Genomic DNA, 14281 nt, shown 5'->3' on the forward strand with positions numbered 1-14281 from the left:
ATCTCTCGATACGAGCCTACAATATACACGTTGTGCCAAGACGCCGGTCGCTGATGACTCAATGCCAATCCGGGGCGAATATCGGCAGCAAAACGGTCATCATCTCTGATAATGGTGGCAGAACAGTGCGAACACTGAGATGTATCTGATAGGGCACTACCTTGCCAGGTTTGTGTGGTCATAGACCATAATCGCATCGTTCGAACCGACAAGCGCAGTGAGGCGTTACGTGGAGTAGGGCGGCATCAACACTGCTCTACCACTGTACCCTCGGCCTGGTCTCTGATTTTCTCATAAGATTTCCGCATGTATTGAACATAAATTAACCAGTTACCTTATACCTAATTCCTCGAGACGCTTTCAAGGCATGCGGCAGTGGCCCCACCCAACGGGTTTGACCGGATAAGACTGATCAATCAGGAATTGATGCACCTGACCATCAGGAGATGGTGCGATGAAAACGTCAGGTTGACTGGAAGATAACTTACGTGCTGAAGCAGGCCGAATGGCGTACACCCGTGCCAAGTCTTCGGCACGATCCGGGAATTCAGTTGCAGCGTTTAAAAATCTGCGTAAGACGTACAGTGGGCTGGTGCCATGAGACGAGACGTATCGCCTTTCCGAAAATGGAAAACCCGCAGCTGAAGAGGCCGGTTGCTGACCTGAATCTAAACAGACGATGTCTCCGGCCTAAAACGCGCTCGCAAGCGTGAACGGGTGAACGACCATCAACGATGATGAAGTTCTGACTCGACGCCGAACCTGAACGGTGTTCAGCCTTCGTCGGCAGTTGACGACTATCACTCAATTGTCCGGTAACGCAGCGTGCTGCCTCAACGCATTCAGGAGATCACCCAGGCCAGGGTAGAACACCGGTCATCGCCGAGTAGGCGCCAGCGTCAACGCGGAAGGTGCGGTGAAATACCAGAAACACGTCGCTCGATTACGTCGTGCTTTCGAGCCTTCGCAGTAGTGCATGCGTAACAACGCGGTAGGGCATGGGCGATGACTATGCCCAGGAGCGCATCCCACATCGGCGTGAGGGATGGATTTGGTGCAGGATGCGGTATTCGATGGACGCCGTTGTCGGGTGCTCACGCCTGAGGATTTTGAGTACGCGAGCGTGTCTTGTCATCAAGGTGGGGCAAGATCTTTACGGCGATGCTGCACTGGTGCCAATCAAAAAACCTAGAAAACCAAGGTTTCCGGGGGCTCACCTCACCACCGACGGTACAGCGATGCTTCATCTGCCCCGGATCAGGTCGGGGAACTATCTTGATGATTTGCCCCGATCATCGAATTCGGTGGCTGATAGGTGACGGCCTGGTGTCGGTAGGTAATCAACTGAGCGTCCAGAGCGTCCGGCATCGATACACTGCAGCGTCTGGGAACGTGTTCACAGCATTGGAGCTTGTTTACCGCTCGCGATAGCCACTGCATCCACCAACACACCTCCGCCGACGATCGGACATCACAGATAAACCTGTATGTAATCAGATTTGTAAGACCCGTCGTTGCTCAGTACCAGCAGTGATCAGCCACTACAATTAGGGCTGCAAGCATCAATGCCTCGACTGCTGAGTGCAGTGGAAAGGTGAGTATTGTCGTGGTGATAGGGGAGGGGAGTTCCACTACAGTGCGTGAAACTACCTTTCTGCCTGCATCACCTGCAGTGTGGCGACTGCAACGTCCGTCTGTCTTCCCGCTATGTGGATACACAGGGGATGGTAAAGCGGTATCGCCTAGCTCTATAAAACATACAACTACAGCTTTAGCTTTAAGTTATGTTTTCTTTAGGGTAGAAGATAAACCCTTGATTCTTAAAGTTATTCACAGAGTCAGAGCGCTTCACACCTGACATTATAGCGCGTAGTACCTTTCTACAGAGCGCGTAAAGCCTGACATCCTAGAGCGTCGTGCCTGACGATAGAGAGCGGGATACCTGACATCCTATCATCGGTCGCTACTTTAGGCGCGCTTTACCTGACATTTTAGCGTTGGTGAGCGTGTCTGGACCAGAAATGTGGCGGATTTTGGCCCCTAAAAGGCCTTCAATCCGGCCGAGACCGTATCGAATGGGTCCAAACGTCAGGTACGCGCTCCGCTATTGGAGGTTGACTGCATGATTGCGCGCCAATTGTGAGGGGTTTCAGAGGGTTGGGGGGTAACGGCTGCGCTACTGCCATAGGAAAGCGCTGTGTACTTGACGGTTTCTGCACGAGCATCGACTCAAACGCTGAGTACATCGGGGCCGCGTCAGGTATAGGATCCAGAAAATGAGCGCTAAGCGTGTGTTACCTGACGCTACCACGGATGCCATACCATTAGAGCGTGCCCTACCTGACGGCGCAGTATATTTTCGAAGTTAGAGCGCGTGCTACCTGACGGCAATTGCTTGGCGGTGTCGTTGGCGGCCAGGGAAACCGCAAGACCGCTCGCTTTTCTCCTAATAGAGCGCGTTATTCCTGACAGTCTAGCCGCATTGCTTTGCTGGATACTTTGGAGCGTCAGGTAGCGTATCCGCAAGGATGCGAGCATAGCGCGTCCTACCTACCATATCGGGAGAGCGCAAATAGATGATGGCTGCTCTTGAGCGTTGTTCCGATGGTTCAGCTGTCTATTGAGCGCGTAGTACCTGACAGATATTGGTTATGGTGACGTTTCAAGACGCGTTCTACCTGACGATAGGGCACGACACATGCTGTAACGCGAGGCTGTGAGCCTGGCAAAGGATGCGATCGCCTGATCGAGCGAGCCATTGACGTCAGTACGGCGGCGATTCGGAGACCGCGATTGCGAATGTGCTTATCTTGGCCAGGAAGAAAGGAAAAGTGACAGGAAAAACGCGCTCTAGTGAAAATATCGATCTTCTTCGTCAGGTTGGACGCGCTTTACAAAAGCCGGATTTACATTGCGGGCAACCGCAAATCGCGGGTTAAGGCTCGTTCGGCAGTTGGGTGCCATTGGAATGTCCATATTGTCAGGTTGAACGCGCTTTTGGATCGAATGGTGACGGACGCTGTCAGGTAGCACGCGCTCTACGTAAATGTTTGTCAGACCCGACGCGCTCTAATGCCGTATCTTTACTTGAATTGTCAGGTACCAAGCGCTATAAAGCTTCTTTAAAGCGCTCGTTGCCTGACGAAATCTGCACATGACACGTCGTTGCACATGGGCAGGACCGGCTACACGCGTCAGGCTTGGCGCCGGTGCCGTAGCAGCGAGAGTGCCAACATCATGGCTAGAGCGTTCTTGTATGTTTTGATCTCTGATCAGGACGGTCAAGTCTGTGCCCTGTCGAGATCAAAACTAGGGATGCTACGCGCAACGTTACGTCGTGTAGGGGAAGGGCGCAGCTCAACCCTTCAATGGGGCTGTAGTGTCCGTGGACGAGCAAGTGAGGTTTGAGAATCAAGAATGGATGATGGGTTGAGAGTGTTGTCCGGTGAGCTGGTTGAGGATGAAAACATTCCTGAGGCCATTCAAGTTCAGTCGGACATGTTCGAACAAGAACTACACGATCAGAAAAGCGCGCTCGTTTACAAGCGGAACGAGATAATCCATGGTCACTTCTCGATGAGGACCTTGGCGCTTAAGACGTTTTCCTGCGTGTTATCTAAGCTGGATCCGCGTTCGACCGAGTTTCATCCTGTCAACTTCAGCCGCACCGAGTTAGCCCGTCTGGTTAAGATTACCCGGCAATCGATGTACGAACTGGTCGACGATTTGACGACAGAGCTCCAGCAAGCCGTGGTCAAGGTTCCATATATCGATAAGGACTGGGAAGAGGCGCTTCGTGCCGAGCGTATCGCTGCCCAACGCGAAGGCAGGAAGGTACGTAATATTCCCAAGCCGACTGGCGGTGACAGCTACGTCAAGGTCAACCTGTTTCAGAAAGCTGCGTATAACGCCGAAGCCAACCTGATCACGTTTGTATTCAATGAGCGACTGAAGGATTATCTGATAGACCTTCGTGGTAACTTTACCTACTACCAGTTGAACAGCGTGATAACTATGTCCTCGGGACATGCGATCAGGCTGTACGAAATACTACGCGCGGCGCTGTCCCTAAAGGCTGTTGCCTCCGGCGTTTACGTCGCTTACAAGACGATTCCCTATAGTGAGCTAAGGGATATGCTGAACATCGCCCCTTCCGCTTATCCGCGTTTCTCATTGTTTGAGCGGGACGTGTTGCGAAAAGCTCAGAAGCAGATGGACGGTGGTGATCTGACCTTTACCTATACGTTACCGGACCGCACGACACCCAAATCAAGAGCTCCGGTGAAGTCCATCCGGTTCAAGATATCTGCGACCCAGATTCAGCCAAATGGGGATGACGTCGCGGCCGATGACTGGAAGTTGTTGCTGATCCAAACCTTTACGCCGGCGGCTTTGACGAAATTGCGCAGCACCTACTCTGAAGAATGTCTAAAGAGGAATGTCAATTACTACCAGGATCAAGTGGCCGATGGGCAGACTGTGTCGAAGGTGTCGGGCTGGCTACGGAAGGCATTTAAGGACGATTACGCCGGAATTGCAGCACTTAGAGCGGGAGTGCATGTGAAAGAAGCCATGCAGGCTGACTTTATCAAAGATCAGCTGCTCAAACTTTGGCCGACGCTACCCCAGGACGATCAAGATGACTTCCTGGCGAACGGATTTGAGTCTGAATGTATTGAAATCCTATATCAGGGGTATCGAACCTTGAAAGCCAATCGCGCTAAGACAGAGGCTAAGCGCGACGCTAAACAGAAAAGAGCGGACGTTTCGGCTTCGATAATGGATATAAAGGATACGGACTGGTAGTGGCCACTATAGCGACTCATTTAGTGGCCACTTAAATTCACCGACACGATAATGAACCTGCGCGCGTGGTTCGAACCAGAGCTGATTGACGGACCATTGACTGGGTAGTCAACGGTTGGAAATAGCCGTCTAGACCTGCTCTGAGATAGGTAATCTACCGGCCTCAAGTCATGTCGGCGGCTGTACCGCTAGCTGACATACAGAACGGGCCAGCAGAATAGATTCAATTTTAAAACCCTTATAGTGTTATATCTTAAACAATCTTCAGGCGTTGGCCTTACGATGATGCGCCATCCAGGCCTGAATTTCGTCTTCCAGACCCTTCTGCATAGAGGTAGCGCTATTTGTGATTGAGTTGGCACGCTGTGCGGCAGGGGGAGTGGCCTCAAGTGCTTGTTCGCGTTTATGGGCGGCCATCAGCATCTGATACGCTGACGGATAGGAGTCCTTGTAAAAATCCGCGACCAATCTGAGGGACTCGCTACCGGGATTGTATCGGATACCCATTTGTTCGACTTTCGACAGCAGCATACGCTCAAGTGTAGTAGCTTTCTTCGCTTTGGCGAAGTACGAATCCCAGTCCATGTAGACTCCAAATTTGATGATGTGGTATTTACGCTAACGCCGTTGTGGCCGCAATGCAAGCGACTGCTAAATCACAGCCCTAGTGCGCTACGAGGACGGTTCAGATGGCATCGCTCGTGATATAGGAATCATTGAGCTTGTCGTATTTTGGCAACATTGTATTAGTGGTATTGATGTCGATCGTGTTTTTTAATTAGCATATCATCAGTGTAGCAGTTCAAATTCATATTGTTTGACTGAAAATGCAATTGCAATGCTCAGATGAATAGCCTACTGATTGTAGGGCGATACGCTATTATGCTGCTTTTGGCTGAGAGCCTCTGTTGCTAATCGGCATTATTGACGTACAATTATATCAAATGCAACCGCTCTAATAAGGATTGGTGGGAATGAGTAACCTTGATTTTGCAGCAACCCTGTTGCGGAAGAACTCTCTGCGTAAAGAATGTGTGCCGCTGTCTATCGCGGATATCGAGAAGGTCATTGCTGATCTAGCCGAGATCAAAGAAGAAAAGGTCGAGGCGGACGAGGCCCGCAAAGCTGCCGAATCTGAGCGTCTCGAGGCGATCAGGAAAATTCAGGAACAAATGGTCGCTGCTGGCTTGTCGCCTGAAGATCTCGCTAGCGTTGGCGCTTCTGCGTCGAGCAAGCGTGCCAAAGTAGTGGCCAAGTATCGTCTGATCGATGAAGACGGCAATGCGCATGAATGGTCTGGTCGCGGACGTACCCCAAAGGTTTTCCAGGAGCGCATCAACAACGGCGCATCGAAAGAAGACTTCTTGATCCAAGACTAAGCGCTAACTCGTAGGACGCGGTTTATCGAACCGGAGCCGTGCCTTGATACAAGCAATACTGACACCCCGTATATTCGGAGAAGAGGGGGGGCAGCAGTTGCCCCCTTGGTTGTATCGTTATCGCCGCATGTCGATTAATTCCACCGAAACCTTCCGTAAGTCCGACTGCCTATCGATAGATCGACGACCAAAACCGCCAATCCCGAATGGGATTCAATGGTCCTCGACAGGTTCTACTCATATTTTAGTGCCAGTAGCACATGGCATCAGATCAGCCGCTTGAGGCAGAGGTTGCCTTTAATACATGCCTGATAGCCAACGGGCAAGTAATGGCCCGGTGACTCCGTCGTCGAGGTCAAGATCGGTCGGGAAGGCGGGAGCAGATCCTACCCCAGAACGGGAACGCAGGTAAGCGTCCGGCGAACCCGCCTTGAGCGCTCGGCTGTCCACTGGCGATAGTGTCCACCTACTTATAAGTGGACACCTGTTATGACCCTGCTAAGCACATCGGATACCCCCATTAAGCGTCGCCGCTTCACTGCCGAGTTCAAGGCCAGGATCGTGGCCAACTGCCAGCAACCAGGGGCGTCGGTCGCCCGGATCGCCCTGGATCATGGGCTCAACGCCAACCTGGTCCATAAATGGATCCGCGCCGCCCGGCAGCAGGACGCCACGTCGACGTCACCAACTTTTCTGCCCATCGCATTGCCGGCACAGCCGCACCAACCGCAGGCGGCGGGTTCTGGCGAGAGTATCCGGATCGAGATCCCACGTGCCGGCGGCAGTCTGGTCGTGAACTGGCCCCTGTCGGACGGCGACCGTTGTCTGCGCTGGTTGCAGGATCTGCTGCGATGATCCGCATCGACGAGATCTGGCTGGCGACCGCTCCGATCGATATGCGGGCAGGGCCTGATACCGCCTTGGCGCGGGTCGTGAAAGTGTTCGGTGAGGCCCGACCTCACTGCGCGTAGCTGTTCGCCAACAAGCGCGGCAACCGGATCAAAGTGCTGATCCATGATGGCCTGGGTATCTGGCTCTGCGCCCGTCGTTTGAACCAGGGCAAGCCCCACTGGGCAGAGATCTGGCGTGGCGATCGCTTGGCACTGACAACCGAACAACTGCATGCACTGATGCAAGGCCTGCCCTGGCAGCGACTCGGCGCGGCAGGCGTTATCAGCCGGATCTGACGGTCCTTCTGACGGAGCATAAACGGGCTCGGTGGGCCATTAGCCGATCCGGGTATCCCCATGCTGACGGAACGTGGGCATACTGTCCCGCATGACCACGACACCCGATCTCTCCCAGCTCTCCGCTGAGCAGCTTCGCCAACTGGCGAGTGAGCTGCTGGTACGCGTCGAGCAGCAGGATCAAACGATCCAACAGCGGAATCACACCATCCAGCAGCGCGATCTGAAAATTGGAAAGCTGACGCACGAAGTGGCACTGCTCAAACGCCATAAGTATGGTCAGCGTAGTGAGCAGCTTAACGTGCTTCAGATCAGCCTGCTGGACGAGGTGGTCGATGCCGATATCGCGGCGATCGAAGCAGAACTTGAGCAACTGAATGCGCCGGTGGCGGCTAAGCCGGAGAAACGTCAGCCCAAGCGGTCACCGCTCCCGGCCGAGCTCCCTCGTACCGAGATCCACCACGAACCGGACTCAACCGACTGTCCCTGCGGCTGCCAGCTCAAGCGTATCGGCGAAGAGATCAGCGAGAAGCTCGACTATACGCCCGGTGTCTTCACCGTCGAGCGCCATATCCGAGGCAAGTGGGTCTGCGACGCGTGCGAGTCGCTGACACAGGCACCGATGCCGGCCCACATCATCGACAAGGGCATCCCGACCACCGGGCTGCTGGCCCATGTGCTGATCGCCAAGTACGCCGACCATCTGCCGTTGTACCGGCAGGAACAGATCTTCGCCCGCGCCGGCGTCGCGATCCCACGTTCAACACTGGCCGAGTGGATCGGCATCTGCGGTGTGCAGGTACAGCCCCTGGTCGACGCGTTGCGGGACCGACTGTTGGGCGAAGCGGTACTGCATGCGGACGAGACGCCGGTGCCGATGCTGGCGCCGGGCAAGAAGAAAACCCACAAGGCATATATCTGGGCCTATGCCAGCGCGCCGTTCTCCGATCTGACCGCAGTCGTCTACGACTTCGCCCCCGGCCGTGCCGGCCAGCATGCGCGCGACTTCCTCGGTGACTGGCAGGGACAGCTGGTCTGCGGTGATTACTCAGGCTATAAGGCCGGCTTCGAGAAAGGCATCATCGAGATCGGCTGCCTGGCGCATTATCCCGAGTCGACTTTTATCCGGAGTGGTCCCTGAAGATCCCGGTACTCATGCGACATTGGGGCTGCATTATCACGGGATAAAATTGCCGGCTGCTACAGCGACGCCAGGAAGGCGAGCAAGTCGGGACTGGGATGCCACGGCTTTGCGTTCACCGGCGTTATACCCGCGCGTTTCCAGAAGGCTTCAAGTGCTGCGCGTTTCATCTGCAAGTTGGTTGTGAGATAGCGACTGGTTGTCGCGACACTGGCATGACCGAGATAGTCGCGGATCACGGTAATGTCGACACCCGACTGTAGCAGCGCGACCGCACAACTGTGCCGGAGCACATGCGGGGTGATTTTGCGGCGTCGCAAGGTTGGAGCCGATGGGATCGCGGCAGCCACATACTTACGAAGCAGATAGGCCACACCGTCACGCGTCAGCGGTTGACCCTGTCGATTCACAAAGACGAAGCCACCTGGCTTGCCGTCGCGGACGGTAGGCAGGCGCTGAAGTGCCTGAGTGGTCTCGCGCCACAGCGGGCAAAGCCGATCCTTTCTGCCCTTCCCATGAAGGCGCACCTGTCGGGGCGGTGTCAGATGCAGGTCTGCACAACAAACGGCCAGGGCCTCACTGATGCGTGCCCCCGTATTGTAGAGAAACAACAGTAACCCATGATCCCGTTGACCGAGCGCTGTTCGACGGTCGGGCTGGTCGATAATGGCATGCACTTCTTCGGCTTCCAGATAGACCGCCAGCGGTTGTCGGCACTTCTTCGCCGGCAATGCCAGGATCCGTTGATACTGCTCGGCATGTGGAAGGTCTACGCGGATCAGATGCTTGCAGAAACTGCGGATCGCGGCGAGTCGGCAGTTACGTGTGGCGATTGCGTTGGCGCGCACCGATTCCAGCTGGGTCAAAAAGGCTGCAATCTCATCGACCCGCAGGTCGCTGAGTTGCAAGTCGGCAACGGCGCATCCCTTGGTATCCGCGAGGTAAATGAAAAGCAGTCGCAGGGTATCGCGATAGGCACGCACAGTGTGTGGGCTGGCCCCCCGCAGCCGCTGTAAATAGTCGCGGAAGAAACTCTCGACGCATCCCAACAGCGGATCTTTGGGTGCTCTGTTCATGACGTGCTATCGAGGTGGTGCCAGTGTCGAGCAAAACGCTGACTGGCCAGACGCATCAGTTCCGGTGTTGCCCGCAGATAGACTTGGGTGCCGAGCACATCGACATGGCCCATATACGCTGAAAGCCAGGGCAAGCGGGCATGGATATCGACGCCCTCGTGATACCACGCGGTTAACCGGTGTACGGCGTAGGCATGTCGGAACTCATACGGGCGTGGTCCCTTCCGGCCTTTGGCAGGCTTGAGCCCTTCCCGACGCAGAAGCCGGCGAATAGCTTCGGAAGCTACCTTCACCGGTAGTACTTGACCGCTATTGCGCAGCAGCAGTGCCCCCGGGTCAACGGTTGCCGTTGCCTCCAGGATGCGCCGGCGTAGCAACAGGCAGTCGCTCAGCTCCCGGGCCAAATCGTCCAGAAATGGTACGATCCGGGTCTTCCCCTTACTCTCCCGGACAATAAAGCACAGCTGTTCCAGATCGACATCGGACAGTTGCAACCGTACCGCCTCCCCGAGGCGCAGACCGGTGCAATAGAGTATCAGCAACAACATGCGCAGCATGCCGCCAGCGAGATGACGGGCCTCATGCGCACTGGCGGCGGCAATGAGATGGACGACCTCTTCATAGGTAAAGATATACGGCAGAAAGGTCGACTCCTTGATGGGCGCCCAGTCCGGTTCTGGGACAAAGCTGTCGGGATCCCGACGGCGGCGATACAGGCATAGTTGGCGGATGACGCCAAACTCCAGTCCCACGGTGACGGGTTGCCGATGTGGGCTACGTGACAACCACTCATGCAATACGGCATCAAACGGCACCTTGGCGTGCAAACCGGCTCGTTGTTCGAAAGCGCGCAAAAAGCTCTTCAGCGTCAGTTCACTGCGCCGTTACGAATACCCCATCGCATGCTTGAAGGCGACAAAGTGGGTTATGTCTTCGGCAAGTTCCGCCGCACTGATGAGCGTCACTTGGGCACCGGCAGGGGCAGTTGGCGCAAGTGCTCGGTGGCAATGCGCACATAGGCGGAAAGCGACTCCGGCGAACGATGACCGAGAATATCACTCAGTACCTTAGGCGAGGTCTCCTGCTCCATCTGCCGGCATGCGTGAGTATGGCGCAACACATGGCTACCCAAGTACGCGGCCGTTACGCTAGCCGTCTTGGCATGACCGATGAGCAAATGCCGTATCGCCGAAGACGCACTCAAGGGATGATGCGGCGCCCTCATCGACAGAAACAGATGTCGCGTTGGTGCCCGGCGGGGGCGTCCATGCTGGAGATAGTTGACCAGCGCCAGGGCAAGCGCCGGCAACAGTGGCAGTAGGAAGCTGACACCGGTCTTTGGCCGCACGACACGCAAGGTGGCCGCTCGCCAATCGATATCGTCGAGCGTCAGACGGATCACCTCACCGGCCCCCAAGCCATAACTGCTCATCAGCAAGAGCACCGTATAGTCGCGTAAGCCGACGGGTGTCCGGCGATCAATAGCCGCCAGGATACGGCGGACATCATCCCACGGCAGCGCCCGCAGTGGCCGTTCATAGCGGCGCACGATCGGCGTCACGATGGAGGATGCCAGATCAGTGGATACCTGTCCGGTGGCCAACAAAAAACGCATATAGCGGCGCAGGCTACCACCGATGTCTGCCGTGGTCGTGCGCGCATAGTGCTTGCTGCAATCCACCAGGAACGCATCGATATCGGTCAGCTTCAGGTGCCGCAGCGGCCGATGCCGGGCGCCGATAAACTTTAGGAAGCGGCTAATATGGGCCAGCTTCTTCTTGATGGTACCTTCCGGGTTGCCCCGATGTTGGCGCAAATGTTCGGCGAAAGCCTGTAGTCGGGGCTCGGGCTCAGAAGTGCGATCCGTGTCGGGTTGCCACGCAGGGACCTTGACGCCCAAGGTGCTGAGTCCAAGTGCCCAGGCCCGTAACGCGGACTGCGCCCGTTGGCAGGCACACTCCGCATCGGTCCGCCGCTGTCGTGCGTACCACTGAGCAAAGATGTTCACGCCGGTCTGCGTCAGTTGTTCATCGGCATCAAGGGCTTCAGCCATGCAGTAGTGATGGAAACGGCGGATCCAGTAGAGATACTGGCCCATCGAAGACGGCTTGAGACAGCGGTTATCCCGCCATACGTCCAGTACCTTGGCTAACCGGGTCTCGAAAATGGTTACCGCCTGCTCGCTGTGCACCGCTCAACTCCGCTTGTTGCGTCAATGACACATGGTGACAACGTTAATGCCGAAACGTGGGCGGGTCAGCCCCAGAGTTGTGTTGGGTGCGCCGGAAATCCGCGCCGCGCGGGGCGAACCCCAGAGGCGCCGGCAAACTTGGCAGATAAACGGCGAACGTGGTGCGCAGCGCCGCCAAAACGCCGGGCCCATGCAGCCTCTCTCCGAACGACGTGATACTGGGTTGGCAGTCGCGAAACACCGCTGGCGCCGTCTGCAAAACACCGGCTAAAACGTCTCGTACCAGGTGAATCCGGCGACGGACCCATCGAACGGCACTGGGTAAGGAGACATCGTCGGGCCGCAACGTATCAGCGGCAGCTTCAACGCTGCCGGCGAGTTCGACGTACAGGACGACCCGCTCTAACGCTGCAAGCGTGCCGGGCAGACGAGAGGCCAGGAAATCCGGCAACAGGCTGAAAGTGCGATGGCCCTCCGGACAGTACCAGCGCGGTATCCGTGTACCAGCAGGCGTTACACGGGGATAGGTGCCGTGTCGGGAGAACGAACAGCCGCCTTGCGGATGCAACGGGCAGCTTGGCAAGCTTGCCATGCGCCACCCTTGAGCCGCCACATAGGTCTCGCCCGAGAGCGGTGTCTCGAATAGGATCTGCATCTGACGCCTGTACCGCTGGCTGCTAACCGATATTTTATCCCGGCAAACGCTGCCAAGCGTTGCCCACAGGCCTTGCTGTCTGGCGTTTTACTCCAGATAAAAATCGTCTCGAGATAATGCGCCTTATCAAGAGCACGAGATAAGGCGCACGCGCGCCGCAAGTTCGTCGAGTTGCATGTGTCGGGCAAGAGCCAGATCGCTGGCCAGGCGGTCGAGACGATCAAGCAGCTATACAGGGTTGAGCATGAGGCTCGAGATCTGACAGCCGATGACCGACAGCAACTTCGCCAAGATCGCTCCAAGCCAATCATGGATGCGCTACATGAGTGGATGCAGGCTCAGCGGTTGCAAGTACCGGAGGGTACGGCCATCGCCAACGCCCTGGACTACAGTCTGAAACGCTGGGCCGCGCTGACACGCTACCTGGATGATGGGGCTATCCCAATCGACAACAACCGGGTCGAAAACCTGATCCGGCCTTGGGCACTTGGCCGGAAAAACTGGCTGTTCGCAGGTTCCTTGCGCAGTGGCCGGCGGGCCGCCGCAATCATGAGCCTGATCCAGTCCGCCAAGCTAAACGGGCATGAACCCTATGCCTATCTGAAAGATGTGCTGACCCGGCTACCAACTCATAAGGCCAGCGCCATCGACGAGTTGCTGCCGCATACATGGCAACCGGCGACCTCCGACAAGGCGTGATCGCCGGACGCTTACGAACGCAGGTCGAGAAAGCCAGATTGACTCTCAAATTAAGGGTCTAATCACAACCTAGCCGAGCGTACATTGCCTGGCTATCGCTCAGTGCTGGCAGGACAAAGCTAACTTTTGACTGAATTGTAGTAAGAGTTGCATTCTTGCTGCAATGGTCGTCCTGTAACCCTGAGTCCTGATTCATGACAAAGCCGGCCGCTTTGCCTGACCCGTCATAGATAATTTTGAAATATCCGCTCGGCACAATAGCGAATTCGTTTGCCCCTATTAGCCCTGGCATGGCGCTTTCGTACAGCGTGCCTGTGATGCCGAAGAGCGAGTGCCGATAGCTCACCGCAGCGCGGACCGCATCTTCGAGATCCGCCCAAGGTCCCTGATTGAGGTCCTTATCCTGCGGAGTAATGTTGCTGAGATAGTTGAGTTCCGGCCAGTATCGTGAACCTGCGAACGCCGCGAGAGGAGCCTGGTGGCCCCTGTTAGCTCTGAGTGCGCTTGAGAAGGCCCCACTGTAGTCTTCTGGTTCGAGAGTCTCATCATCATCGAGCAGCGGATCCGGCCTCCACTCGCGCCCCGGCGATGCGCCGAAATTGACAACGTCGACCTCATAGGCAACCCAATCGGCGAATTTCGTTGCCGGGTTATTGGACAGAACGTAGATGTGGGCAAACAGAAGATCGTTGCCAACAGGGTTTGACGGGCAGCCAAGCGGACAATGAACCGACAGGATATCTGCTGATACAGCGGTAGGTAGAAGTATTAGGATAGCGATGGTCGTTCTGTTCATGGCCAGCTCCTTCGAAGCTGACCTTGTATCCTCAGTCCGAGGGTTCAGGGCACCGTAGATCGCGCCAGCGCCTTCTCAATCAGCATTCCATAATAGTCGCTCACAATCACCTTCATCAGCGTCCTATGCCTGAAGTGTAGAGAGCTTAGCTGTGTTAGCTCTTGATCGACCCAATTGTCCAGGTTGATGTCTGGCGGGCAAGGGTGATCGGTTTCAAGCATTGCAGCGAGGCGCTTTACCTCGCGGTAGAGTGGCTGTGACATATCCGTATCTCCAGTATTGGGCTCGTCCTGAGCCTAAATCAGCATAGCACCTAGTCGGCTTTTCTTCCGCAAAGTGCGCTAATGAGTG

At 55.9% G+C, this 14281-nt stretch carries 11 protein-coding genes and 2 pseudogenes; 6 read left to right on the forward strand and 7 right to left on the reverse strand.

Annotated elements, in window-relative coordinates:
• The first annotated feature begins 3417 nt into the window (after window positions 1–3417).
• Entirely contained in the window at window positions 3418–4806 is a 1389-nt protein-coding gene (locus IEX85_RS14255) for a replication initiation protein (protein ID WP_188861295.1), read from the forward strand.
• Between the two features lie 264 nt (window positions 4807–5070).
• Here the strand turns inward: IEX85_RS14255 and IEX85_RS14260 are convergent, their stop codons facing one another.
• The gene (locus tag IEX85_RS14260; protein WP_188861296.1) at window positions 5071–5391 is read right to left on the reverse strand and encodes a hypothetical protein; all 321 of its coding nucleotides are present in this window, start codon (window positions 5389–5391) and stop codon (window positions 5071–5073) included.
• A 389-nt stretch (window positions 5392–5780) separates the two neighbouring features.
• On the opposite strand from IEX85_RS14260, the gene IEX85_RS14265 reads away from it, so the two are divergent.
• The 4 genes and pseudogenes from IEX85_RS14265 to tnpC (IEX85_RS14285) all read left to right on the forward strand — a co-directional run.
• Window positions 5781–6185, forward strand: a complete 405-nt coding sequence (locus IEX85_RS14265) for an H-NS histone family protein (protein WP_188861297.1) — start codon at window positions 5781–5783, stop codon at window positions 6183–6185.
• A gap of 489 nt (window positions 6186–6674) precedes the next feature.
• On the forward strand, window positions 6675–7040 hold the full coding sequence (gene tnpA, locus IEX85_RS14270; protein ID WP_188861298.1) for an IS66-like element accessory protein TnpA: 366 nt from the start codon (window positions 6675–6677) through the stop codon (window positions 7038–7040).
• Between the two features lie 116 nt (window positions 7041–7156).
• A complete protein-coding gene (tnpB, locus tag IEX85_RS14280) occupies window positions 7157–7372 on the forward strand; it encodes an IS66 family insertion sequence element accessory protein TnpB (RefSeq protein WP_268238089.1) in 216 nt (71 codons plus the stop codon).
• Window positions 7373–7463: 91 nt separating this feature from the next.
• Window positions 7464–8477 (forward strand): annotated as a pseudogene (gene tnpC, locus IEX85_RS14285) (IS66 family transposase); the annotation flags it as partial.
• A 95-nt stretch (window positions 8478–8572) separates the two neighbouring features.
• Here the strand turns inward: tnpC (IEX85_RS14285) and IEX85_RS14290 are convergent.
• The 4 genes from IEX85_RS14290 to IEX85_RS14305 all read right to left on the reverse strand — a co-directional run bounded on the left by IEX85_RS14290 (window position 8573) and on the right by IEX85_RS14305 (window position 12435).
• Window positions 8573–9589: a site-specific integrase gene (locus IEX85_RS14290; protein ID WP_188861300.1), complete on the reverse strand. Its 1017-nt coding sequence runs from the start codon at window positions 9587–9589 to the stop codon at window positions 8573–8575.
• Window positions 9586–10443, reverse strand: coding sequence for a tyrosine-type recombinase/integrase (locus IEX85_RS14295; protein WP_229721932.1), 858 nt, complete (start codon window positions 10441–10443; stop codon window positions 9586–9588). The genes IEX85_RS14290 and IEX85_RS14295 overlap by 4 nt, the downstream gene beginning before the upstream one ends.
• A 107-nt stretch (window positions 10444–10550) precedes the next feature.
• A complete protein-coding gene (locus tag IEX85_RS14300) occupies window positions 10551–11780 on the reverse strand; it encodes a tyrosine-type recombinase/integrase (protein WP_188861301.1) in 1230 nt (409 codons plus the stop codon).
• A 43-nt stretch (window positions 11781–11823) separates the two neighbouring features.
• On the reverse strand, window positions 11824–12435 hold the full coding sequence (locus IEX85_RS14305; protein WP_188861302.1) for an IS1 family transposase: 612 nt from the start codon (window positions 12433–12435) through the stop codon (window positions 11824–11826).
• A 144-nt stretch (window positions 12436–12579) separates the two neighbouring features.
• On the opposite strand from IEX85_RS14305, the pseudogene tnpC (IEX85_RS14310) reads away from it, so the two are divergent.
• A pseudogene (gene tnpC / locus IEX85_RS14310) lies at window positions 12580–13134 on the forward strand (IS66 family transposase); the annotation flags it as partial.
• A gap of 58 nt (window positions 13135–13192) precedes the next feature.
• On the opposite strand, the gene IEX85_RS14315 reads toward tnpC (IEX85_RS14310), so the two are convergent.
• Window positions 13193–13930: a DNA/RNA non-specific endonuclease gene (locus tag IEX85_RS14315; protein WP_188861303.1), complete on the reverse strand. Its 738-nt coding sequence runs from the start codon at window positions 13928–13930 to the stop codon at window positions 13193–13195.
• Between the two features lie 44 nt (window positions 13931–13974).
• Window positions 13975–14193 carry a hypothetical protein gene (locus IEX85_RS14320; RefSeq protein ID WP_188861304.1) on the reverse strand — a complete coding sequence of 73 codons (219 nt, stop codon included), beginning with the start codon at window positions 14191–14193 and terminating at the stop codon, window positions 13975–13977.
• Window positions 14194–14281: the final 88 nt, after the last annotated feature.

Origin of the sequence: Marinobacterium nitratireducens, from assembly GCF_014645375.1 — a bacterium.
Taxonomy (GTDB): domain Bacteria; phylum Pseudomonadota; class Gammaproteobacteria; order Pseudomonadales; family Balneatricaceae; genus Marinobacterium_A; species Marinobacterium_A nitratireducens.

Coding starts and splice junctions, on each gene's coding strand:
- IEX85_RS14265 (WP_188861297.1), top strand. CDS start 5,781: ATGAGTAACCTTGATTTTGCAGCAACCCTGTTGCGGAAGAACTCTCTG.
- IEX85_RS14305 (WP_188861302.1), bottom strand. CDS start 12,435: ATGCAGATCCTATTCGAGACACCGCTCTCGGGCGAGACCTATGTGGCG.
- IEX85_RS14315 (WP_188861303.1), bottom strand. CDS start 13,930: ATGAACAGAACGACCATCGCTATCCTAATACTTCTACCTACCGCTGTA.
- IEX85_RS14255 (WP_188861295.1), top strand. CDS start 3,418: ATGGATGATGGGTTGAGAGTGTTGTCCGGTGAGCTGGTTGAGGATGAA.
- tnpA (WP_188861298.1), top strand. CDS start 6,675: ATGACCCTGCTAAGCACATCGGATACCCCCATTAAGCGTCGCCGCTTC.
- IEX85_RS14320 (WP_188861304.1), bottom strand. CDS start 14,193: ATGTCACAGCCACTCTACCGCGAGGTAAAGCGCCTCGCTGCAATGCTT.
- IEX85_RS14290 (WP_188861300.1), bottom strand. CDS start 9,589: ATGAACAGAGCACCCAAAGATCCGCTGTTGGGATGCGTCGAGAGTTTC.
- IEX85_RS14260 (WP_188861296.1), bottom strand. CDS start 5,391: ATGGACTGGGATTCGTACTTCGCCAAAGCGAAGAAAGCTACTACACTT.